We start from the raw sequence: 21,859 nt of genomic DNA on the forward strand, positions 1-21,859 counted from the left end.
CGAATGGAGCGATTGAACTTCGCGATCACTGCCAAAGCACGTTTTTTGGTGTGTTGTCACTGGCGGCGCGGTCGCGGATTCCCCATGTGGATATAAATGACAATTCGGGTGCGGAGTCATGCGGTTCCCCTGTAGGTTCTCACCCCGAAATATCATCTCTAAGTAGGAAATGAGACATGACGGAAACCCCCCAGCAGCCCGCCGCAATCGGTCAGAAAGCCGCAGGTGTGGGCAAGGCCTTCGGTAAGCGCGTCGTCGCTTACGCCATTGGCGCTGTGGTCGTCGCAGGCGGCGCCTTCGTGTACAACCAGCTGACCGGAGCTCCCCAGATCGCCAAAGCCGGTGACTGCATGGCCGGCGCCACGGCAGAGGAGCTCAAGGTCGTCGAGTGCGCCGACCCCACCGCCACGCTCACGGTCGCGGGCCGGGTCGAGTCCAAGTCCCAGGCGGAGTGGGAGGCGGACCAGGAAGGCAAGATCTGCTCGGCCTACCCCAACGCGGACCAGTCCTTCTGGGAGGGCAAGGAGGGCAAGGAGGGCTACGTGCTCTGCCTGGCCCCCAAGAAGTAGCGCTGTCCCGCGGCACGGTTCGCGCCTCCTGAAACTCGTGACAGGAGGCGCGAACCATGCAGGCCGGGAGCGGGTCCCCACGTGATCACCCGCCACCGGCGCGCGGCGGCGAAGGGGGCTTCGCCACGGGGCCGGGACGCCGGGCGGTCAGGCGAGGCGGGACCCGCCCCCGTCGCGACCGGCGCCGGGGCGTCGGGGACGGACGTCCTGCCGCGCCTCGAGCCGGACGATGTACGACGTGGCCCCAGAGAGCCGCACCTGCTGGAGGTGAACGGGGGTCAGCCGTTGCCGTACGGCGGTGGCGAGGTCGCCCGCGTCGGGGATCAGGACCACGGCCGCCCCGTCGGGGGCGAGGACCCGTCGCAGCTCCGCCCACCACAGCGAGGGAGTCCTGCCGAGCAGGCCGTGCGCGTTGACCTGCGCGCCCCACGGCGGATTGCAGATGACACGGTCGATGCCGCCGTCGGTCAGCGGCAGGTCGCCCGCGTCGGCCGGGCGAACGGTGATGGCCCGGCATCCCGCCGCGTTGGCGCGCGCCGCCCGCAGCGCGTCCGGGTCCATGTCGAAACCCTGGAGGCGGGCGTCCGGCTGCAGTCGCCCGGCCTCGATGAGCAGGGTTCCGGCGCCGCAGCAGGGGTCGAGGACCCGGTGACCGGCCCGGATGTCGGCCATGCGGGCCATGGCGGCGGCCAGGGGAGGGTGCAGGGTGCCCGGGATCGTGTGCACCTTGTAGGCGCGCCGGTGCAGGGGCCGGTCGGAGACCCTCAGCATGAGCGTCGCCCACGTGCCGTCCAGGGTCAGCCGCCACGCGCTGTGGGTCGGCGGGGGTGCGACGCCCCCTCGCCGCGAGTGGTAGCCGGTCCCCAGTCTCCGCGCCAGGGCCCGGCCGACGACGTCCTCCGCGTCGTACCGGTTGAAGTTGCGTCTTCCCAGGAAGGACGCCGACACCTCGACGCCGGTGAGCTCTCCGGAACCTCCGTAGCGCTCGCGCCTGCGGACAAGCGCGTCCACGTCGGCGGCGGCGACGAGCTCGGCGAGCGTGTCGATGCCCGCCCTGGCCGGTCCGATGTCCGGCAGCCGGGCGGCGAGCAGGAGGACGTCGTCGGCGGTGCGTGGCCGCACCGCCCGGGGTTCCGGCCGGGACGTGCGAAAGTGCACCTCACGGTGTCCCAGATGGTCGATCGTGCCGAGTCCGAGCTGGAGGATCTCCGCGGCCACGACGGCCTCCAGTCCTCGGACGCACCGCGCCACCAGGCGCGCCGCCGTCATGAGGCGGCGAGAGCGCTGGAACGCGGGGCGACGAGAAAACGTGCGCGAACGCGCATGATGATCGTTCTTCTCCCACGTCGAAGCCCGGGACGGCGCCACGCCGTCCCGCCTCATCGGCGACGGGGTTTCCTCGCCTCGCCGACGGGGGCCTCAACGTCGGTAGAAGAATGTCACGGGGCGGATGCTAACACCGTGGATCACGGTGATCCACGGGTTTTCCCGGCGGGCGTCCCCACGACCGGGGAGCGGTCAGCGAGCCGGTTTCACGCCCCTGCGCCGTCCGGTCGGCGAGCATGGGCGTATGCCTCGAATCCCCATCGCGGACCTGCTCTCGAACTCCCCGGTGGACCCCAGTGCCCATCTGGACGTCCGGAGAGTCGAGCACTACGCGGAGATCTTCGACGAACTGCCGCCCGTCGTGGTCTTCCAGATGGAGGAAAGACTGCTCCTGGTCGACGGGTACCACCGCGTGGCCGCGGCCCGGCTGCGCGGGGAGGACCATGTGGAAGCGGAGGTCCGGCGAGGATCCAGGGCCGACGCGCTGCGGTTCGCCGCGCGTCTCGGCGCCGCGCAGGAGGGCTTGACCGAGGACGAGGTACGGCGGCGCATCGAACGGCACGGTGACCAGGCGGGCGGTGTCACCCCCGGTTCGTGAGGACCTCGGCCAGGCGTGAGAAACCGTCCTCGCCGTGACCGGCGTCGATCGCCCGCCGCGCCACGGCACTGGCGGCGCTCAGCACGCCGGTGTCGATGCCCCTGGCCCGGGCCGCGTGGATGATGTGCTCCATCCCCGCCGCCGCCGACAGGACGGTGGACTGGTCTCCCGGGTGGCGGCCGTCGTCGACCTGCTGGGCGAACGACTCCATGATGTCGGGCAGCAGGGCGCTGATCCCCTTGGCGAAGGGCGCGAGCTCCCTGGCCCTGACGCCCTCCGCGGCGGCCAGGGCGAAGGCGTGGACCAAGCCGCTCATGGACGTCCAGAAGAGATCCAGCAGGGCCACGTCGTGCGCCGCCGCCCGCCCGGGGTCCGCGCCCAGGTGGGTCGCGCCGCCGCCCAGGCTCGCCAGCGTCGCCTCATGGGTCCGGTAGATCTCCTCGGGGCCGCTGTACAGGACGACGGCGGCGGGCCCTCCGATGGTCGTCGTCGGGGTCATGACGGCGCCGTCGAGGTAGTCGACGCCGTGCGCCGCGGCCCACGCGGCCGTCCGGCGCGCGCGTTCCGGCGTGTCGGCGGTGAGGTTGACCAGGGTCCGGCCCTTCAGCGCGCCGGCCGCGGGGTCGACGATCGCGTGCACGGCGTCGTAGTCGATCACGCAGACGATCGCCAGAGGGCTCGCCGCGACCGCGTCGGCGGGGGTGTCCGCCAGGGTCGCCCCCCGGGCGACGAGGGACTCGGCCCTGGAGGCCGTACGGTTCCACACCGTGGTGGGGTGGCCGTTGTCGAGGAACGCGCCGGCCAGTGCCCGGCCCATCGGGCCGAGGCCCAGGACCGTCACGGGAGCGCGGTTGTCTGCGGCCATCTCTTTCCTCGTTTCTCCGGGAGGGGCTCTTCGAGGAGTCAGCGTGTGAACGTCCCGGTCCCGGGTCTCCTCGTGCCCCCGGCCGGGACGTTTCGATGCTGGTCCGCCGCTGGTCTTTTCTCAAGTACCTACTGTTTTCTCAGGTACTCACCTTTTTGTAAGTGTGGAGCCGGACGGACGAGCGGAACGCCGGATCGAGCTCGTTGCCCCGCCGCCTGTCCACGAGGCGGGTCGAGGTGACCGGGACCGTGAACCAGGGCTGCGCGGGGCCGAGCAGGGGGGAGTGGACGGGCACGAACCCCTGGTCGGCCAGGGAGACCGCGTAGTCGACGGACAGGGTCCCCTCGGCGTCCACGACCCCGACCCCGTGCCAGGGGAGCGCGCTGGAGCCGCCGAGGTAGGAGAAGCCGAGGCTGCCGGGGCGCGGGCTGGGCGTCAGCCGGATCCGCCCGGGGAGGAACGCCGTGTCCTCGCATCCCAGCTCGCCGTCCACCCGCAGGACCGTGAGGCGGCGCACGGCGTCGTCCCAGGCGTTCCTGAGGACGGCGCGGCGGCCCTCGACGGCCTCGGGGCTCGCGGCGGGATCGGTGACGTTGAAGACGTCGGCGTACAGCCCTCTCGCCCAGGCCTCCGGCGTCGTCCCCGGCGGGGGCGGCGGCGGGTTCACGGAGTAGACCAGCGAGTGGAACAGCGTGGAGAACCCGGGGACGGGAGGGCCGTCGGCGCGGTCGCCGACGAGTCCGCGGCAGATCCGGTCCGCGCGTTCCAGCGACTCCAGCGGGGCCGCGGTGACGTCGATCCCGGTCAGCGCCCCGCCGAGGAGTCCCGCGTGCTCCTCGATCCGCAGGGCGCGTCGCCGCGACGCCTCGGGACCGAGGTGTTCCCGCACGGCCTGGCTGACGTCCGCGAGGTCCAGGGTGTCCGGGTCGGCGACGAGACGGAGGTACTCCTTGAGCTTGTCCCGGTAGGCGGGCGGCGTCGCCGTCGGCCGGGAACGGTAGTGGTCGCCGTCGGTGAGGACGGTGATCCGCAGGCCGGGCGGGTAGACGTGCGCGACGGCGCGCTGCAGCTCGCGCAGGCGTACCAGCGCCCCCAGCTCGGCCAGGTCGGGCAGCGGCCCCGCCGTCCTGAGGCCGTTGTGGTGGGGCTTGGCGGAGAAGCCGGGCGCCACGGCCCGCAGCGGCTCCTTCCGTTCGACGAACGCCCTGACCGCCTCCTCGGAGAGGTGTTCGCGCGAGCCCCTGAGGAACCGCTCGTGGGTGAGGACGCGGTGGACGAGCGAGACCGTCGTCTCCGCGCCCCGCCGCAGCGCGTTCTCCGCGGTCCGGTCCGCCGCCGCGTCCGCGGCCGAGACGAGGGCGTCGACGATCTCCAGCGACTCCGGCGTCGTCAGGCGCACGGCGTGGTCACGCGCGACCGGATGGCAGGACATCTCCCCGATCCGCAGCTGGGCGGGGGAGCGGGCGTGCGAGAGAGCGGGCCCGGTGACGAGGAGGGGGCGGGGAACGGTCTCGAACGTCGTGATGATCGGAGCGCCGTCCTCGGGGGCGCGACCGGGCGGGCGCTCGCTGGTGAACCCGGCGAGCTCGACGGCGACCAGTCGCGCGGACGGCAGCTCCTTGGCCATGGCCTGCCGGTTCCGCCACAGGTCGTCGAAGATCGTGATGACCTCCAGATCGGCCAGGGCGCGCAGGTTCTCGGACTTCAGCTCGTGGACGGGGCGCACCCGGTCGTTCGGCAGCATCAGCAGCCTCGGGCGCAGGATGCCGGCCCGCGCCAGCGCGTGCTCCGTCTCCTCGCGCACCCGGTGCCGCCTGGCGGTGTTGAAGACCACGCGGCCCCCGGCGTCGTGGACGTCCCAGACGAAACGCGAGAGCCCGGCGACCGGGGTGTCCCAGGCGAGCTGCCGCCACGGCCGGTAGAAGGCCCAGGAGTAGTCCGTCAGCATCTGGTCCCAGTCGACGCCGGGATACCGGAGTCGAAGGCCCGTGTTCTCGACGAACAGCTCCCACGACGGCCCGTGGTAGGCGGGAAGGGCCGCGAGCCGTTCCGGGGCGGCGAACTCCGTCACCCCCCGCGGCGCGCCCGGTCTGGGGCCCGAGACCGTCCGCAGCGCGTGGAGGATGCGTCTGCGCGGATCGAGGGCGCACAGGTCGAGGTCGATCACCACGGCGGGCTGCCGCGCCGCCGGATCGACGCGCCTGCGCCGTGCCTGCTCGGCGACCCGCTCCAGCGTCTCGGTGAGCACGGCGTGCTGCTCCGGGCCGACTGTGTGGACCAGGTCGTTGTCCGCGCCGCCCAGGGCGGCGTACGTCTCCGGCCGCAGGAACCGCAGCTCGGCGGCGAGACTCGCGTCGACCGCCGCGCGTACGGCGTCCGCGCTCTCCTCGACGCCGCCGAGGCCCGCCGCGGCGAACAGCGCGCCCAGCCGGTGGGCCGCCGAGCGGATCGCCGCCAGCGCGCGCCCTGGGTCTTCGGGGAAGGTCGGGTCGGTCACCACGACGCGCCCCGTCGCGCCGCGCTCCCGCGACAGCTCGTAGGCGAGGCCCGCCGGTTCCGCGGGGAAGCGGCCGTGCCGGTCGAGGAAGGCGCGGAACACGCGCGCCGTCGGGCGCACGAGACGGTCGAGAAAGTGGGCGAGCGCTCCCTCGCGGGGGTCGCGGCGCTCGATGACCTCGCGCAGGAGGCGGGCTCCCTCCTCACCCTCCGTCAGCGCGGTCATCCCGACGACGAGGGTCCCCTCGGGGTGGGCGGGGTGAGGGGGCACGGGTTCGGACGCGCCGGTCGGCAGGGTCGCGAGGTACAGCCGGTGCGCGGGGGTGATCCGGATCGATTCGGCGAGTTGTTCCCAGGGAGGAATGTCACTTGCGTGGATCGACACGCTCATGAAATCAAGATCGAACAGTATCGAGTGGTCTTTGTCAATGCAAATATATCAATGCGGACTTTATGGGGCCAATCAATGATCGGCCCTTCCGGGAAGGCGTCGCCGCCCCGGCCTCAGGCTCTGCCGTACCACGTCACGGTGGCGCCGTTGCCGAACGACCGGGTCGCGGTCGGGGTGAACGACGTGGGGTGGAACGCTCCCGAGAAGGCGGGCAGACCTGCGCCCGCGACCACGGGGTAGCTCTTGACGATCAGCTCGTCGATCTCCTCGAGAAGGGCGCCGGCCAGCTTCCCGCCCCCGCACAGCCAGATGTCCATGCCGTCCTCCTCCTTCAACCGGCGCACCAGCCCGGCGGGGTCGCCGGTCACCAGGTCGACCCCGGGGTCGGCGATCTCGCCGATCGTGGTCGAGACGACGTACTGCCTGAGGTGCGGGTAGGGGCTGGCGACGCCGGCGTCGAGCGCGGGCTGGTAGGTGCCGCGTCCCATCAGCACCGTGTCGAAACGGTTGTTCGGCGCGTCGAGGCCGATCTGGGAGCGGATGTGGACGGGGACGGTCTCGGGGTAATCGGCGGTGATCCACGCCGCCATGTCGTCCCCCAGGGGATAGAAGTCGAACTCGCCGCCGGGGCCCGCGATGCAGCCGTCGATGCTGACGCCGACGTAGTAGACGAGCTTTCGCATAAATTCACTCCGATTGAAGTACTCTGTTTGTAGTTGCTCGAACCGTAGTACTACGCATGGAGTGGTGTCAACCGCGGTGCGTCCGCGGAGTGAAGGCCGGGCGCTCATCGGGCGGAACGGGGGCCGGGGCGGTGGTCCGCGAGTTAGATTCACGGTGACGAGGTGTGGGATCACACCCTCGGGGGTGTCACGTGTCGACGAAGGGACATGGATGAGCGGGGATCTGGCCGCGCTGGCCGGTGAGGTCTCGCCGTACGTGACGGCGGCGGTCGGGGCGTACGGCGCGGCGGTGCTGACCCGCGCCCAGCAGGACGCGGCCGACGCCACGGTCGGCTGGGGGCGGCGGATCCTGCAGCGGATCTTCGGCGTGGACCCCGCGGAGGACGAGGTTCCCCCCGCGGTGGCCGAGCTGGCCGAGGACCCCGACGACGCCGACCTCCAGGCGGCGCTGCGGGTGCGGATCCGCAGGATGCTGGCCGCCGACCCGCGGCTGGCCGCGGACGTGGCCGAGATGGTCGAGGCGGCGCGGGCCCAGGTGACCGCCTCGGGGCAGACGCAGATCAACGCGGTCGCCCACGACCACGCGCGCCAGGCGGTGCAGGGTCAGGGCGTGCAGTACAACACCTTCGGCCCCTCCAGCTGAGAGGGGCTCCGCCCGTTGAGAGAGGCTCCGTCCGTCGCGCTCCGGCGAGGACCGTGATCGTCGGAGGTTGCCCCGCCGCCAGGCCGTGCTCACCTGGGACGTGTCCGTGACCTCGTGCTTCCGGCCGGTCCCGGTCTAGGCGGCGCTCGCGGCGGGCGTGCTCATCCCTCCCGTGAGCCCGTGTCGCGTCTGGCCGGAGTGCGTCGGTCCGCCTCGTCGGCCAGCTGGTCCTCCACGATCGCGCACCACCGGTGCCACTGCGCCAGGTCGAGGTGCTCGTCCACGTCCCCGACCCCGGCCCTGGCCATGAGCTCGTGGTCGCTGGCCGCGGCCTCGTGCGCGTTGACCAGGGCGTGGTGGCCGTGATTGGCGAGCGCCTCGCTCACCGCCAGACTCACCGCTATCTCCCCCATCGTCCTGGGCCGCCCAGGAGGCTTGTCCGGCAAGCCGCCCTCATGCGATCCGTAGCTTTCAGGCTCGTCACTCATAAAGAGCTGAGTGCCCACCTGTTCGTAGATCTATCTGCGAACTTCGATCTGGTACGGGAGGCTTGGGCGGTCCCCGTGAGCGGGAACGTCGCACGCCGGTCGCGGGACGCGATTCGCTTACGAGCGCATTCCAGTTCGTCGACGCCGTCTCGGCGGTCCGATCTTCGAAATAGCCTTCGGGTACCCGGCCTAAGGATCCTCAAGGAATGACAGCACGGCTCGCCATCTCGGTCCGGCGGCACGAAGGTGCGTCGGTGATCGTTCTGCTCGGAGAGCTGGACAAGCTGTCCACCCCCTCGCTCGACGACGTCCTCGCCGCACAGCTCGCCGACGGGGCGCGCTGGCTGCTCCTCGACGTCGCCGATCTGCGGTTCTGCGACTCCACGGGGCTGTGGACGATGCTCGGTTTCCTGCGGCGCGCCACCCATGCGGGGGGCGGGCTGCGACTGGCCGGTGTCGGCGGGGTCCTGGGACGGATCCTGCACCTCACCGGCCTGAGCACGGCCTTTCCCGTCGACGCCGACGTGGCGGCGTCCCTGCGGGCGGTGGCTCCTGCCCGTCCGGACTGACCGGGAGGCGTCGCCGCCCGGGCCGGACTGACCGGCCGGCGCGGGACCGGCAGGGTGACCGGCGGTCCCGCACCGGGCGACGGTCACGCGCGCCCGCGGCGTGGGAGATCTCGGCGGCCCGGACCTCCCCGCCGAGTCGGTGGTCAAGCGCGTCCGCGGCGCGGGAAGAGGGCGGCGAGCACGGCGCCCGCCAGGACGACGGCGGCGTTCACCGCCGTGGCGGTGGTGACCGCGTCCAGCACGGTCGCCCCGGGCACGCCCGTCCTGGCGGTGACGACAGCATTCACAACGGTGCTCATGACAGGGATGCCCATGGTGATGCCGACCTGCTGGGTCATGGTGGCCAGGCCGGTCGCCAGCCCCTGCTCCCCGTCGGGCAGGCCGCCGGTGGCGGTGATCATGAAAGCGACGATGGCGACCATGTTGCCGACGCCGCCGACGAAGGTGGCGGCCAGGAACAGGGGGAGCCAGCTCCGGTCGTCGCCGAGGGCGACCAGGGCGAGGGTTGCGGCGGCCTGGACCGCGAAGCCCGTCACCAGTGAGGCGCGGGTGCCGAGACGGCCGACCACGCGGGCGGCCGTGACGCCGCCGACGACGGTGCCCGCGCCCAGGACGCCGAAGGCCAGACCGGTGGCCAGCGCGGAGTAGCCCAGCACCTTCTGCAGGTAGAGGGTCATGAGGAAGACCAGCGAGGTCTCGGTGAGGAAGGCGATCAGGCCGGCCAGGTTGCCCCAGACGACGGTGGGACGCCTGAGGATCCGCACCGGGACCAGCGGCGTCGCCGCGCGGGCCTCGACGGCCCAGAACGCCACGAGCAGGACCGCGCCCAGAGCCAGGGAGCCCAGGGCCACAGGAGAGGCCCAGCCGTGCTCTCCCGCGTCGGTCAGGCCGTAGACCAGGGCGAGCAGCCCGACGGTGACGGTGAAGGCGCCGGGGACGTCCAGCCTGGCCCGTTCGGCGGGGCGCGACTCCCTGATCAGGAAGGGGGCCGAGACCAGCACGGCCAGCGCGACCGGGACGTTGACGAGGAAGGCCCATCGCCAGCTCAGCAGGTCGGTCAGGAGACCGCCGAGGACGGCGCCGGAGGTGAATCCGGCCGACATCAGGGCGCCGTTCAGGCCCAGGGCCCTGGAACGCAGCGGCCCCTCGGGAAAGGCCGTGGTCAGCAGGGCCAGCCCGGCGGGGGTCACCGCCGCGGTGGCGAGGCCCTGGGCGACGCGGGCGGCCAGCAGCACCGACGGCGTGGTGGCCAGGCCGCCGACCAGGGAGGACAGGCCCAGTACGGCCATGCCCGCCAGGAACAGCCGCCGCCGCCCGAACAGGTCGGCGACGCGGCCGAAGAGCAGGGTGAACCCGGCGGCCGACAGGGCGAACGCGGTGACGATCCACTGCAGGTTCGCCAGCGAGAACCCCAGGCCCCTGCCGATCACCGGCAGGGCGACGCCCAGGATGGAGAAGTCGACGGCCAGCATGAACTGCGCGCCGAGCAGGAGCACCAGGAGCAGGCGTTGTCGTCCGGTCATCCGTTCCCTGGCGGGGGCGGGCCGTACGCGGTCGAGGGTCGTCATGTCGTGGGGTCCTTTCCGGAGGGGTGTGTCCGAGAAGGAGCCTGCGCCGGGGGGCCCGGCCTACCCAGCCCTCCGTCTCACGTACGCTCGCGTTTCCTACCACTGGCAGGGACAGGCAGCCGTCCGCCCTCTCGGGCAGACTCGTCTCCATGGACACACCCGCCGAGTTGGGAGACTTCCTGCGCACCCGACGCGCCCGGCTGCAGCCCGAGGACGTCGGCCTGGTCAGCTACGGCGCGCGCCGCCGCGTCCCCGGTCTGCGCCGTGAGGAGCTGGCGCAGCTCGCCGGGGTCAGCGTGGCCTACTACACGCGCCTTGAGCAGGGGCAGAGCGGCAACGCCTCGGAGGGCGTCCTCGACGCGATCGCCCGCGCGTTGCGGCTGGACGAGGACGAGCACGCCCACCTGCGCGACCTCGCCAAGCCCAGGAGCCGCGACCGTCGCCAGGCGTCGCGCGCCGAGCACGCGAGGCCCGGCGTCCGGCAGCTCATCGCCGCCGTCGAGGGCGTTGCGGCCGTCGCCCTCGACAGGCGGGGCGAGGTGCTCGCCTGGAATCCGCACGCCCACGCGCTGCTCGCCGGGCACCTCGACCCCGGCGGCCCCGACCGTCCCGCCGACCGCCCCAACCTGTCGCGGATGCTGTTCCTCGATCCGCACACGCGGGAGCTGTACACCCGGTGGGAGGAGGAGGCGAAACGGTCGGTCGCGTCCCTGCGCCTGCTCGCGGGCCGTCACGCCGACGACAGGCGGCTGGCGGAGCTGGTCGGCGAGCTGACGATGAAGAGCCCGGAGTTCGCCGCCCTGTGGGCGCGTCATCCGGTGCACAACTGCGCCAGCGGCGTCAAGCACTTCCATCACCCGCTGGTCGGCCCCATGGAGCTGTCCTTCGAGATGATGCAGATGCCCGACGGGTCGGGACAGCGGGTGCTGATGTACAGCGCGGAGCCCAACTCCGCCTCGGAGGCGGCGCTGCGACTGCTGGCGGGCTTCGCCGTACGGCGCGGCACGGGCCCGCGGGGCGGCGCGGGGCCTGCGGACGGCGGGAGGCCGGAGACAGGGCTTTCCGGTGAGACGGGCCTTCCTGGCGACACGGCGGCAAAATACCCTGCACGGCATGACTGAGGTGGAGCTGCGCGGCTGGGGGCCGGGCGACGTGGAGGTCGTGATCGACGCGTTCGGCGCCCCGGACATGGCGGAGCAGGCGGCCCGGCCGATCGACACTCCCCGGGCGGCGCTGGAGTGGATGGGGATGTGGGGCTTCCGTGACGACGCCCAGGCGTTCGCCGTGGTGGTCGGGGGGCAGGTCGTGGGGAACGTCGCGGTGAGCGACATCGACTCCCACGACACCGGCTGGGTGTCCTACTGGACGGTGTCGCACGCCAGGGGGCGGGGGGTGGCGGTGGCCGCCGTCACGAAGCTGGCGGACTGGGCGTTCAGGGAGCGGGGACTGTTCCGGCTCGAGCTGGGGCACCGGACGAGCAACCGGGCCTCCTGCGCGGTGGCCACGAGAGCGGGCTTTCTGACCGAGGGGGTCGAGCGGGCCAAGCTGAGCCACGGCGGCGTCAGATACGACGTGGAGCGGCACGCCCGCCTGGCCACCGACTGACCCGCCGGAGCGCCGCGTTTTCCACGGCAAACCAAAGGCATCGCCAAAAAGTGGGAAATTTGTCCCTTGTGCGGCTTTTGTTGCCATCCGGGGTGTCAGGGCGTTTCGAACATCCCTCATTAAAAGCAGCGACATCCTGACGCTGCGCCCGGGAAGGGTCGCCGGGTCGCGCGCCGGCCCACGGCCGCCGCCCCCGACGGCGGAGGGCGATGACCAGGGATAAGAATGACCCGTATTCGGTGGAACATGGAGTTTCACCATGAACGGGAACCCGTGTCTCCCGGGACACGTCCTCATTGGCGAGAGGGGGAGACGAGCCATGGTGGACATCATCGCGGACATCGAGGGACTGACCCGGCCTGAGGCCGGTCTCGCGACACGGGCGGCGTTGGCCCGGGGAGGCGAGCTGGAGCGGGCGGGTGCGGTGCAGCTGGTCCGGTTCAGTCCGATTCTGGTCGTCGCGGAGGTCGACGACGGGGCCGCGTGCGTGCGGTTCCAGGTCGTCGAGGGCGACGTGCGCTGGCAGTGCTCCTGCGACTCGGGCAGGAACGGCGCCTTCTGCGCCCACTGCGTGGCGACGGCGTGGACGGTCGGCAGGACGACGGCCCAGCCGATGAGCAGGACGACGGCATAGCGCCGCGCCCGGGAGGGGGCGCCGGGACGCGCCGATCGCGCCCGTGCCGACGCTCGCCGTGCCGGCGTCCGGAGGCGCGGCGAACCCGGTGAGGGCACGCGGTCACCGCAGCGGCCGGCGGCCTACTGGTCGGCGGCCCGGCCGGCGGCCTGGTCGGCGGGCAGCAGGACCGACAGGAAGGACGCTCCGGGGGCGTCGTCGGTGACGGCGTCGAGGAGCACGGCCCTGATCGCCTCGTAGGCCGCGGGGTCGGCGGTCAGCAGCACCGACGGCCGCGACCAGACCAGCAGGTGCTCTCCCGGGGGCAGCCACGCCAGATCGGTCAGGCAGTCGTAGAGCGCGTCGAGGTTGTGCCCGAAGTAGTCGGGGAAGGAGAGCGCCTCGGCGATCGCGGACATCGCCTCGGCCGAGGTGGTGATCCCCGACCCGTCGACCCGGTGCACGACGGCGACGCCTTCGGCGGCACCGTCAGAGGCGCCGGCGGCGGCGCTCCCGGTCTCGGTGACCTCCGCGACCCCGGCGACCTCGGGAACCTCCGTCACCCTCGTGACCTTCGCGCCTCCCGACGCCTCCGCGATCTCGGTGGCCTGCGCGACCCCCGTGCCCTCCGCGGCCCGCAGGGTCCGCAGGGTCTCCAGGGCCCGCTGCCCCTCCTCGAACGTTCCTCTGGACAACGCCGGTCACCTCCGCACGTCGACGATGACGAAGGACCGATAGTGGTCGCCCGTGTAGTAGAGCTCCTCGGTTCCCCCACCGCTGACCAGCCGTCGTGCGCCTCGGTCGCGGCTGCCCGGCGTGGGGACGGTGTACTCGTGATAGTAACCCCGGCTCCTGACCGGCAGGAGGCGCTCCCGGTTCTGGAAGACCACGCCGTCGCGCGGGTAGGGGAAGGGGCCGCCGTTCAGGATGAGCCGCCAGGTCGCGGCGGCCTCGACCGGCAGGGTGGAGAGCGCCCTGGTCGACAGCGTCCCGGTTTTCGCGGGCCGGGCCGCGCCCGCACGCGGGCTCGGCGAGACGCGCTCGGCGCCGCCCGGCCCCGCGGTCGCCGCGGGTGAGGTGCGGGCGCGTGCCGCCTGATCGGTGGGGGCGCATCCGGTCAGCGACATCACGGCGGGCAGTGCGACGGCCGCCACGAACGCGGCGATTCCCCGATGTATCACCTGGCCAAGCTACCCGGGCGTTCGCCAGGAAAAACGGGAGAAGAAGTGTGATCACCGGCAAGGATTGGACAGACATTGTCTAGTTGTCAGACAATAGGGGCATGAAGCTCGCTGTCATCGGAGCCGCGGCGCTCTGGGGAACCGCAGGCACCGCGGGACTGCTCGCGGCGGGGGTCGACCCGATGTCCCTGGCCGCCGCCCGTCTGGTGTTCGGAGGCCTGGTGCTCGTGGTCGCCGCGCGCCGGGTCCTGCGCCTGCTGCCCCGACGCGGTCTGCTCCCGCTGGCCGCCGTCGCCGTGGCCGCCTACCAGCTCTGTTTCTTCGCCGCGATCAGCAGGACCGGCGTGGCCGTCGGGACCGTGGTCGCCATCGGCAGCGGTCCCGTCTTCACCGGCCTGCTGTCCTGGCTGTTCGACGGACGGCGGCCGACCGGACGCTGGGCCGGGGCGACCGCGGTCGCCGTCACGGGCTGCGCCGTGCTGACCGGCGGGGGAGGGCAGGTGCGCCTCGACGGCGTCCTGCTCGCGCTGCTCGGCGGCCTGCTGTACGCGTTCTACGCGGTGGCCGCCGCCAGGGTGATCGGCACGGGGGCTCCGTCCGACGCGGTGATGGCGGCGATGTTCGGCGGGGCCGCCGTCGTGATGCTCCCCGTCCTGCTGTGGACGGGAACCGCCTGGCTCGCCGAGCCGCGCGGCCTGCTCACCGCCCTCTACCTCGGCTGCGTCGCCACCGCGCTGGCCTACGTCCTGTACGGCAGAGGCCTGCGCGTCACCCCTGTCGCGACCGCCGCCACCCTCTCCCTCGCCGAGCCCGCGGTCGCCGCCCTGCTCGGCGTCGCGGTCCTCGGCGAGCGGCTCACCCTCCTGTCCACGGCCGGGCTGCTGTTGCTCGGCGCGAGCCTGGTGGTCGTGGCCCTGCCGGAACGCCGGACGCCCGGCCGTGCGGCCGGGCCGGCCGGGGTCCGCGACGCGGGAGATCGCGAGGTCGCGCCGGTCGGGCCCCACGGAGTGGAACGACGGCGTTAGGGTCGTTGACGTGACCCTCCAGTTCCATCCCGTCTCCGCCGTCAACGCCCTCGCCGACGCCCTGCGCCGTCGGCTGCTCTCCGGCGAGATGGCCCCCGGCACCCCCCTGCCGGAGCAGGAGCTCTCCGCCCTGTACGGCGTCGCCAGGCCGACGGTCAGAGAGGCCCTCGCCGTGCTCGTGCACGAGGGCCTGCTCAGGCGCGAACGGCACCGCAGCGCCCAGGTGGCCGAGGTGACCGTGGCCGACCTGGAGGACCTGATGTTCGTCAGGCGTCCGCTGGAGGACCTGATGGCGGGGGCGCTCGCCGGAAGGCGGGTCGAGGAGGCCGACGCGGCGCTGGCGCGGATGGCGGAGCTGCCGGAGGGGGCCCCGTGGTCCGACGTGGTCGCCGAGCACATGGCGCTGCACCAGGCGTTGATCGTGGCGGTCGGCAGTCCCAGGCTGGAGCGGCTTTACTCCGCGCTGGCGGCCGAGACCAGGCTCGGCATGGTACGGCTGCGCACGGTCTACACCGACCGGGAGGTGCTGATCGCCGAGCACCGGGACCTGCTCGACGCGATCGCCCTGGGACCGGCGGACGACGCCAGACGGGTCGTCGCGGCGCACCTGAACCACGGCTGGGGTGAGGCCTGAACCCTGTCCCTGGAGGGGGTTGACGGGGGCGGACTTGGGCGCCTCTCTTGCCCTTGGTGCCGTCAAGTGGTCACAATCGCGGCCATGCACGGCAATTCAGTGCCGAACTCCTATGTGTACGTCACGGAAGAAGGAGTGGCCCGCCATCACGCGGACGGCAGCGTCGACGCCCTCGCGTGGGAGGACGTCGTCGAGGTGCGGGTGGTGGGCGACACGGACTCGGACATCCTCTACATCCTGCTCGATCGCGGTGGCCAGGGGTGTGTGGTGCCCAGGTCGGCGACCGACACCGCCTTCGTGGCCAGGCTCCGCTACCTGCCCGACTTCGATGTCGACAGGCTCAGCGCGGCGGTCGACGCCGTGCCCGACGACGACGTCGTCGTCTGGCGCAGTCCCGAGCCGCCGCCGTCCTTCCCCGACTTCGAGTACGACTAGTGACACCTGCCTGGTCGGCGGCTGAGGCGACGGTCACGCAGTGAGTCCGCGCGGCTCAAACTCATGTTTGGACCGTTCCGTCAAGTTGTCGACTAGTACCCATGTCGTCCGATAGTGGACAGTAACCGTCTATTCCGCTCTTGATTATTGCTCCCTAGGATTTCCGTGGGTACCCACGCTCCTGATGCATTAGAGCAACCTGTCAACCAATGAAACAGGACGCACGTCTCGTTATCTGTTAATTCTGGGGCTCTTGGGTGGGGTGGGTGGTATGAGGGTGGGGACGAAGGAGCCCGCTGTCGTGCTCCTCGACGGTGCCGTGCGCACCGCTTCGAGTATGTGGACACGCTCCTATGCCCGGATTCTGCTGGCCGGCGACCTCGCGTGCGCGGTGACGGCCTGCGAGGCCGTCCTCGGTGTCCGGCTCTGGCTGGGCGATCACATTCCGCTGAACGAGGCGTTGCGGGGGCTGGGCCTCGCCCTGGCCTGGCCTTTCGCGTTGGCGGTCGTGGGCGCGTACCGCAGGCGGGCGCACACGGAGGGCACGGAGGAGTTCCGCGCGGTCTTCGACGCGGGGGTGGGGATCATCGCCCTCGTCGCGATCGGGGCCTACGCGACGCAGAGCAACCTCGCCAGGAGCTTCGTCATGGCGATGTTCCCCTGCGCGATGCTGCTGACGATCGGTTTCCGCTACCGGATGCGCAAGCGGCTGCACCGCCGCCGCGCGGCCGGGGACTACATGCGGCAGGTGGTCGCCGTCGGCCACCGGGAGTCGGTGCTCGACCTGGTGGTCCAGCTCCGCAGGCAGCCGCACCACGGGATGACGGTGGTCGCCGCCTGCCTGCCGCCGGGCGTCGACATCGTCGACGTCGACGTCGACGGGATACCGGTGCTGGGCGACTTCGCCGACGTCCCCCAGGCGGTGGCGAAGACGCAGGCGGACGCGGTCGCCATCCTGGCCTGTCCCGAGCTGGACGGCGCCGCGCTGCGCAGGCTCGCCTGGGAGCTGGAGACCGACAGGATCGACCTGTTCGTCGCGCCCGCGTTGATGGACGTGGCCGGTCCCAGGGTCAGCATCCGCCCGGTGGCGGGGATGCCGCTGCTCCACGTGGAGCATCCCGAGTTCGCCGGGGCCAAATACCTGCTGAAGAACCTGTTCGACCGGTGCGGCGCGGGATTCGCCCTGCTCGTGCTGGCGCTGCCGATGTTGCTGATCGGGGCCGTGATCAGGACGACCAGTCCGGGGCCCGCCCTGTTCCGGCAGACCCGGGTCGGCAAGGGCGGCAGGGAGTTCAGGGTCTTCAAGTTCCGGACCATGGTCAACGACGCCGAGGCGCACAAGCGGAGCCTCCTGGAGGAGAACGAGTTCGACGGCGTTCTCTTCAAGATCAAGAAAGATCCGCGCATCACCCGGGCCGGCGGCTTCCTGCGGCGCTACTCGCTGGATGAGCTTCCGCAGCTGCTCAACGTGGTCCGCGGGGAGATGTCGCTGGTCGGACCGCGTCCGCCGCTGCCCGACGAGGTCGCCCAGTACGGCGAGGACGTCCGCCGCAGACTCGTCGTCAAGCCGGGGATGACCGGCCTCTGGCAGGTCAGCGGAAGGTCCGACCTGAGCTGGGAGGAGTCGGTCCGCCTCGACCTGCGCTACGTGGAGAACTGGTCGCTCTTCCTCGACCTGCAGATCCTGTGGAAGACCTGGAGCGCCGTCACCCGCGGAGAAGGGGCCTACTAGCCGTGAAAGCACTCGTGCTCGCCGGAGGGGCGGGCACCCGGCTGCGGCCGATCACGCACACCTCGGCCAAGCAGCTCGTCCCGGTCGCGAACAAACCCGTCCTCTTCTACGGGCTCGAAGCCATCGTCGAGGCCGGGATCGACGAGATCGGCATCGTGGTCGGCGACACCCAGGCCGAGATCGAGGCGGCGGTCGGCGACGGCTCCGCGTTCGGCGCCCGGGTGACCTATCTGCGGCAGGAGGCCCCGCTCGGCCTGGCCCACGCGGTGCTCATCGCCCGTGACTACCTCGGTGAAGACGACTTCATCATGTATCTGGGCGACAACTTCATCGTCGGCGGCGTCAACGCCGTGGTCGACCGGTTCGTCAGCGACCGGCCCGACGCCCAGATCATGCTCACCCAGGTCGGCGACCCCCGGCAGTTCGGCGTCGCCGAGCTCGACGCCGACGGGCGGGTCGTCGGTCTGGAGGAGAAGCCCAGCGAGCCGAAGAGCGACCTGGCGCTGGTCGGCGTGTACCTGTTCTCCCCGGCCGTGCACCAGGCGGTCGCCGAGCTCAAGCCGTCGTGGCGGGGCGAGCTGGAGATCACCGACGCCATCCAGTGGCTGCTGGAGAACGGCAGGCGGGTGGAGAGCACCGTCGTGTCCGGCTACTGGAAGGACACCGGGAACGTCACCGACATGCTGGAGGTCAACCGGCTGGTCCTGGAGTCGGTCGAGCCCCGCGTCGACGGCCGGGTCGACGAGGCCAGCGAGCTGATCGGCAGGGTCGTGGTCGAGGCCGGGGCGCTGGTGGAGCGGTCCCGCATCGTGGGCCCGGCCATCGTCGGCCCCGGCGCACGCGTCCTGGACAGCTACGTCGGCCCGTTCACCTCGATCGCGGCCGAATGCCGGATCAGCGACAGCGAGATCGAGTACTCCATCGTGCTGCCCCGATCCTCCATATCGGGGGTGTCCCGCATCGAGTCCTCCCTCATCGGACACGACGTCGAGGTCACCCCCGCCCCCGCAACCCCCCGAGCCCACCGCCTCGTGCTGGGCGATCACAGCAAGGTCCAGATCAGCTCATGACAGAGCCTCTCCCGGGGGACGCCCCCGGTTCCCAGCGGGTCCTGGTCACCGGCGGCGCCGGGTTCATCGGCTCCCACTACGTCCGGGCGCTGGCCGAGGACGGGGTCGAGGTGACCGTTCTCGACAAGCTCACCTACGCCGGCAACCCGGCCAACCTGGAGGGCGTCGCCCACAGGTTCGTGCGGGGCGACGTCTGCGACGCCGTACTGCTGTCCCAGCTCGTGCCGGGGCACGACGTGGTCGTCAACTTCGCGGCCGAGTCCCATGTGGACCGGTCTATCGACGGCCCCGCCGAGTTCGTCAGGACCAACGTGCTGGGCACCCAGACGCTGATGCAGGCGTGCCTGGAGGCGGGCGTCCCCCGGGTGGTGCAGGTCTCGACCGACGAGGTGTACGGGTCGATCGCCACGGGCTCGTGGGACGAGGAGGCGCCGCTCAACCCCCGCTCGCCGTACTCCGCGTCGAAGGCGAGCGCGGACATGATCGCCCGTGCCTACGCGGTCACCTACGGCCTGCCGGTCTCCATCACCCGCTGCGGCAACAACTACGGGCCCCGCCAGTTCCCGGAGAAGGTGATCCCGCTCTTCGTCACCAACCTGCTGCGGGAGCGCAGGGTGCCGCTCTACGGCGACGGCGGCAACGTCAGGGACTGGGTCCACGTCGACGACCACTGCGCGGGCATCCGCCTGGTGGCGGAGAAGGGCGAGCCCGGCGAGGTCTACCACGTCGGCGGCACGGCCGAGCTGACCAACCTGGAGCTCACCGAGCGGATCCTCGCGGCCTGCGGAGCCGGACCCGAGATGGTCGAGCACGTCGAGGACCGCAAAGGCCACGACCGCCGTTACTCGCTGGACGACACGCGGCTGCGCGCGATGGGCTACGAGCCGAAGATCCCCTTCGAGGAGGGCCTGCGCGAGACCATCGCCTGGTACGTCGCGAACCCCGGTTGGTGGACCCCGCTGCTGGCGGGTCGCTGATGGCGCGTTGGCTGGTCACCGGCGCGGGCGGCATGCTGGGGACCGACCTGGTCGCCCGGCTCGCCGGTGAGTCCGGCGAGCAGGTCGTCGCCCTGGACCGCGCCGGGCTCGACGTCTCGGACGGCCGGGCCGTGCGGGCGGCGGTGCTGGAGGCGAAACCCGACGTCGTGGTCAACTGCGCGGGCTGGACGGCCGTCGACGACGCCGAGATCCGGGAGGAGGAGGCGCTCGCGGTCAACGGGCACGCGGTGCGGACCCTGGCGCTGGCCTGCGCCGACCTGGGCGCGCGGTTGATCCATCCGTCCACGGACTACGTCTTCCCCGGCACGGCGCGGGAGCCGTACCGGGAGGAGGAGACGCCGCGGCCGCTCAACGCCTACGGCCGGACCAAGCTGGCGGGGGAGCGGGCCGTGCTGGACGTCCTGCCCGAGTCGGGGTACGTGGTGCGCACGGCCTGGCTGTACGGCGCGACGGGGCACAACTTCGTCAGGACCGTCGTCAGGCTGGCCGGGCAGCGGGAGACGCTCGACGTCGTCGACGACCAGGTCGGGCAGCCGACGTGGACCGCCGACCTCGCCGACCGGCTGGTACGGCTCGGCCTGTCCGACGCGCCCGCGGGCGTCTATCACGGCACCAGCTCGGGCAGCACCACCTGGTACGGCCTGGCCCGCGAGATCCTCACGCTGCTCGGCTCCGACCCGGAGAGGGTCAGGCCCGTCTCCAGCGCGGCGTACGCGCGTCCCGCGGCCCGCCCCTCGTTCAGCGTGCTCGGCCACGACCGCTGGGCCGTCGCCGGACTGGCCCCGATCAGGGACTGGAAGGACGCCCTGCGGGCGGCCTGGCCGATTCCGGGAGCGTGATGTACCTCTCGGAGAGCCGCAGGGCCGACCCGGTCCGCGACCTGCCCCTCGACGGCCTCGACCCTGACGGGACCCGCGACCGGACCGGAGACGGCGCCGAGGCCGACGCCGACGCCGGTGAGGGGGCCGGTGAGGGGGCCGGTGAGGGCGCCCGTGACGGCGGGGACGCCGCGGGTCCCGCGCGCGGTCAGGACGCCGCCGTCGGCGGCCGGGTCCGCAGGGTGTTCACCGGGAACGTCCTGGCGCTGGGCATGGTCAGCCTCCTCACCGACGTCTCCTCGGAGATGGTCACCGCGGTCCTCCCGCTCTACCTGGTGTTCAACCTGGGGCTGAGCGCGCTGGAGTTCGGCCTGCTGGACGGGGTCTACACCGGGGCGAGCGCGGTGCTGCGCCTGGTCGGCGGGCACGTCGCCGACCGCTTCAGCAGGCGCAAGCTGGTGGCCGGGTTCGGCTACGGGCTCTCGGCGGTGTGCAAGCTCGGCTTCCTGGCCGCGGGCCGTTCGGTCCCGATGATCGGCGTGATGATCGGCGCGGACCGGGCGGGCAAGGGGCTGCGCACCGCCCCCAGGGACGCGATGATCTCCCTCAGCGTCCCGGCCGAGGCGCAGGGCAGGGCCTTCGGCTTCCACCGCGCGCTCGACACGGTCGGCGCGATGCTCGGCCCCTTCGCGGCCTTCGGCGTGCTGACGCTGACCGCGAACGCCTTCGACGCGGTGTTCGTGGTGAGCTTCTGCGTCGCGGTTCTCGGTGTCCTGGTCCTGGCCCTGTTCGTCAGGGAGGGCTCGGGCGGGTCGGTCCGCACGGCCGGAGCCGGGAGCGGGGTCTCGTTCGGGGCCGTCGCGGGGCTGCTGCGCCCCGGCCCCTTCCGCAGGGTCGCGCTGGCGGTGGTGCCGCTGTCGCTCGCCACGGTCAGCGACGGCTTCCTCTACCTGCTGCTCCAGCGCACGCTCGACCTGCCCGCGGGCTGGCTGCCGCTGCTGCCCGTCGCGGTCTCCGTCGCCTTCCTGGCCGCGGCCGTCCCGTGCGGCTGGCTGGCCGACCGGGTCGGCCGGTCGAGGGTGGTGCTGGGCGGTTATCTGGCGATCCTGGCCTGCTACGCCGTCCTCATGGCCGACCTCGGGACGGTGACGCTGGTCGTGGTCCTGCTGCTGCGCGGGCTGGCCTACGCGGCCACCGACGGCGTGATCAGCGCGCTGGCCGGGCCGCTGCTGCCGGGGCCGCTGCGCGCCACGGGCCTGGCGGTCGTGCAGACGGGCCAGGCGCTCGCCGCGATGGTCGCCTCGTGGGCGTTCGGCGCGCTGTGGACGCTGGCCGGTCTCACCGTCGCGCTGGTCGCGGCGGCGGTGCTGCTCCTGGCGGCGCTCGTCGCCGCGGCATTCGCCCTCAGGGGAGTCGGACAGGGCGAATGACACAGAAACCTTCAAGAACACAAAACAGTGATGTGCAGAATTAGATCTCTTTTTAGCAACATGTGTGACTCACGTCATCGTAGAGCGGTCCAATGGGGCTCGCCGATCCCGGGAGAGAGCTG

At 72.0% G+C, this 21,859-nt stretch carries 23 protein-coding genes; 15 read left to right on the forward strand and 8 right to left on the reverse strand.

Translation table 11 applies throughout. The annotated features are described in order from the left end of the window. Window positions 1-176 precede the first annotated feature (176 nt). A complete protein-coding gene (locus PKF00_RS37870; protein WP_271222561.1) occupies window positions 177-569 on the forward strand; it encodes an LppU/SCO3897 family protein in 393 nt (130 codons plus the stop codon). A gap of 147 nt (window positions 570-716) precedes the next feature. Here the strand turns inward: PKF00_RS37870 and PKF00_RS37875 are convergent, their stop codons facing one another. After that, complete coding sequence (locus PKF00_RS37875) at window positions 717-1,838, reverse strand: methyltransferase domain-containing protein (protein WP_271222562.1); 1,122 nt, start codon at window positions 1,836-1,838, stop codon at window positions 717-719. Between the two features lie 301 nt (window positions 1,839-2,139). On the opposite strand from PKF00_RS37875, the gene PKF00_RS37880 reads away from it, so the two are divergent. Next, window positions 2,140-2,493 (forward strand): ParB N-terminal domain-containing protein, encoded by a 354-nt coding sequence (locus PKF00_RS37880; RefSeq protein WP_271222563.1) that lies wholly within the window; start codon window positions 2,140-2,142, stop codon window positions 2,491-2,493. On the opposite strand, the gene PKF00_RS37885 is transcribed toward PKF00_RS37880, so the two are convergent. From PKF00_RS37885 to PKF00_RS37895, 3 genes are all read right to left on the reverse strand, one after another. Next, complete coding sequence (locus PKF00_RS37885; protein WP_271222564.1) at window positions 2,477-3,358, reverse strand: NAD(P)-dependent oxidoreductase; 882 nt, start codon at window positions 3,356-3,358, stop codon at window positions 2,477-2,479. The genes PKF00_RS37880 and PKF00_RS37885 overlap by 17 nt on opposite strands. A 139-nt stretch (window positions 3,359-3,497) precedes the next feature. Next, on the reverse strand, window positions 3,498-6,245 hold the full coding sequence (locus PKF00_RS37890; RefSeq protein WP_271222565.1) for an L-tyrosine/L-tryptophan isonitrile synthase family protein: 2,748 nt from the start codon (window positions 6,243-6,245) through the stop codon (window positions 3,498-3,500). A 113-nt stretch (window positions 6,246-6,358) separates the two neighbouring features. Beyond that, window positions 6,359-6,928: a dihydrofolate reductase family protein gene (locus PKF00_RS37895; RefSeq protein WP_271222566.1), complete on the reverse strand. Its 570-nt coding sequence runs from the start codon at window positions 6,926-6,928 to the stop codon at window positions 6,359-6,361. Window positions 6,929-7,139: 211 nt separating this feature from the next. Here PKF00_RS37895 and PKF00_RS37900 point away from each other — a divergent pair, with 211 nt between their 5' ends. Then, the gene (locus PKF00_RS37900; RefSeq protein ID WP_271222567.1) at window positions 7,140-7,571 is read left to right on the forward strand and encodes a hypothetical protein; all 432 of its coding nucleotides are present in this window, start codon (window positions 7,140-7,142) and stop codon (window positions 7,569-7,571) included. Window positions 7,572-7,732: 161 nt separating this feature from the next. Here the strand turns inward: PKF00_RS37900 and PKF00_RS37905 are convergent, their stop codons facing one another. Beyond that, complete coding sequence (locus PKF00_RS37905; protein WP_271222568.1) at window positions 7,733-7,969, reverse strand: hypothetical protein; 237 nt, start codon at window positions 7,967-7,969, stop codon at window positions 7,733-7,735. Window positions 7,970-8,265: 296 nt separating this feature from the next. Between PKF00_RS37905 and PKF00_RS37910 the strand changes: the two genes are divergently transcribed. Beyond that, window positions 8,266-8,628 carry an STAS domain-containing protein gene (locus PKF00_RS37910; RefSeq protein WP_271222569.1) on the forward strand — a complete coding sequence of 121 codons (363 nt, stop codon included), beginning with the start codon at window positions 8,266-8,268 and terminating at the stop codon, window positions 8,626-8,628. Between the two features lie 143 nt (window positions 8,629-8,771). Here the strand turns inward: PKF00_RS37910 and PKF00_RS37915 are convergent, their stop codons facing one another. Then, a complete protein-coding gene (locus tag PKF00_RS37915; RefSeq protein ID WP_271222570.1) occupies window positions 8,772-10,196 on the reverse strand; it encodes an MFS transporter in 1,425 nt (474 codons plus the stop codon). 149 nt (window positions 10,197-10,345) lie between these two features. Between PKF00_RS37915 and PKF00_RS37920 the strand changes: the two genes are divergently transcribed. The 3 genes from PKF00_RS37920 to PKF00_RS37930 all read left to right on the forward strand — a co-directional run bounded on the left by PKF00_RS37920 (window position 10,346) and on the right by PKF00_RS37930 (window position 12,435). After that, window positions 10,346-11,317: a helix-turn-helix transcriptional regulator gene (locus tag PKF00_RS37920; RefSeq protein ID WP_271222571.1), complete on the forward strand. Its 972-nt coding sequence runs from the start codon at window positions 10,346-10,348 to the stop codon at window positions 11,315-11,317. Beyond that, entirely contained in the window at window positions 11,310-11,801 is a 492-nt protein-coding gene (locus tag PKF00_RS37925; protein ID WP_271222572.1) for a GNAT family N-acetyltransferase, read from the forward strand. The genes PKF00_RS37920 and PKF00_RS37925 overlap by 8 nt, the downstream gene beginning before the upstream one ends. Window positions 11,802-12,120: 319 nt before the next feature. Beyond that, window positions 12,121-12,435, forward strand: a complete 315-nt coding sequence (locus tag PKF00_RS37930) for a hypothetical protein (protein ID WP_271222573.1) — start codon at window positions 12,121-12,123, stop codon at window positions 12,433-12,435. A gap of 122 nt (window positions 12,436-12,557) precedes the next feature. On the opposite strand, the gene PKF00_RS37935 is transcribed toward PKF00_RS37930, so the two are convergent. Both PKF00_RS37935 and PKF00_RS37940 read right to left on the reverse strand, forming a co-directional pair. Continuing rightward, a complete protein-coding gene (locus PKF00_RS37935) occupies window positions 12,558-13,109 on the reverse strand; it encodes a barstar family protein (RefSeq protein ID WP_271222574.1) in 552 nt (183 codons plus the stop codon). A gap of 6 nt (window positions 13,110-13,115) precedes the next feature. Continuing rightward, window positions 13,116-13,595 carry a guanyl-specific ribonuclease gene (locus PKF00_RS37940; RefSeq protein ID WP_271222575.1) on the reverse strand — a complete coding sequence of 160 codons (480 nt, stop codon included), beginning with the start codon at window positions 13,593-13,595 and terminating at the stop codon, window positions 13,116-13,118. Window positions 13,596-13,696: 101 nt separating this feature from the next. On the opposite strand from PKF00_RS37940, the gene PKF00_RS37945 reads away from it, so the two are divergent. From PKF00_RS37945 to PKF00_RS37980, 8 genes are all read left to right on the forward strand, one after another. After that, the gene (locus PKF00_RS37945; protein ID WP_271222576.1) at window positions 13,697-14,620 is read left to right on the forward strand and encodes a DMT family transporter; all 924 of its coding nucleotides are present in this window, start codon (window positions 13,697-13,699) and stop codon (window positions 14,618-14,620) included. A 10-nt stretch (window positions 14,621-14,630) separates the two neighbouring features. Beyond that, window positions 14,631-15,254 (forward strand): GntR family transcriptional regulator, encoded by a 624-nt coding sequence (locus PKF00_RS37950; protein WP_271222577.1) that lies wholly within the window; start codon window positions 14,631-14,633, stop codon window positions 15,252-15,254. Window positions 15,255-15,338: 84 nt separating this feature from the next. After that, window positions 15,339-15,689 carry a hypothetical protein gene (locus PKF00_RS37955; protein ID WP_271222578.1) on the forward strand — a complete coding sequence of 117 codons (351 nt, stop codon included), beginning with the start codon at window positions 15,339-15,341 and terminating at the stop codon, window positions 15,687-15,689. 271 nt (window positions 15,690-15,960) lie between these two features. Next, window positions 15,961-17,421: a sugar transferase gene (locus PKF00_RS37960; RefSeq protein WP_271222579.1), complete on the forward strand. Its 1,461-nt coding sequence runs from the start codon at window positions 15,961-15,963 to the stop codon at window positions 17,419-17,421. 2 nt (window positions 17,422-17,423) lie between these two features. After that, on the forward strand, window positions 17,424-18,491 hold the full coding sequence (locus PKF00_RS37965; protein WP_271222580.1) for a glucose-1-phosphate thymidylyltransferase: 1,068 nt from the start codon (window positions 17,424-17,426) through the stop codon (window positions 18,489-18,491). After that, window positions 18,488-19,468 carry a dTDP-glucose 4,6-dehydratase gene (rfbB, locus tag PKF00_RS37970; RefSeq protein WP_271222581.1) on the forward strand — a complete coding sequence of 327 codons (981 nt, stop codon included), beginning with the start codon at window positions 18,488-18,490 and terminating at the stop codon, window positions 19,466-19,468. The genes PKF00_RS37965 and rfbB overlap by 4 nt, the downstream gene beginning before the upstream one ends. Beyond that, on the forward strand, window positions 19,468-20,328 hold the full coding sequence (rfbD, locus tag PKF00_RS37975; protein WP_271222582.1) for a dTDP-4-dehydrorhamnose reductase: 861 nt from the start codon (window positions 19,468-19,470) through the stop codon (window positions 20,326-20,328). The genes rfbB and rfbD overlap by 1 nt, the downstream gene beginning before the upstream one ends. Then, on the forward strand, window positions 20,328-21,737 hold the full coding sequence (locus PKF00_RS37980) for an MFS transporter (RefSeq protein WP_271222583.1): 1,410 nt from the start codon (window positions 20,328-20,330) through the stop codon (window positions 21,735-21,737). The genes rfbD and PKF00_RS37980 overlap by 1 nt, the downstream gene beginning before the upstream one ends. The last annotated feature ends 122 nt before the right edge of the window (window positions 21,738-21,859 follow it).

Source organism: Streptosporangium carneum (assembly GCF_027922005.1).
GTDB lineage: Bacteria > Actinomycetota > Actinomycetes > Streptosporangiales > Streptosporangiaceae > Streptosporangium > Streptosporangium carneum.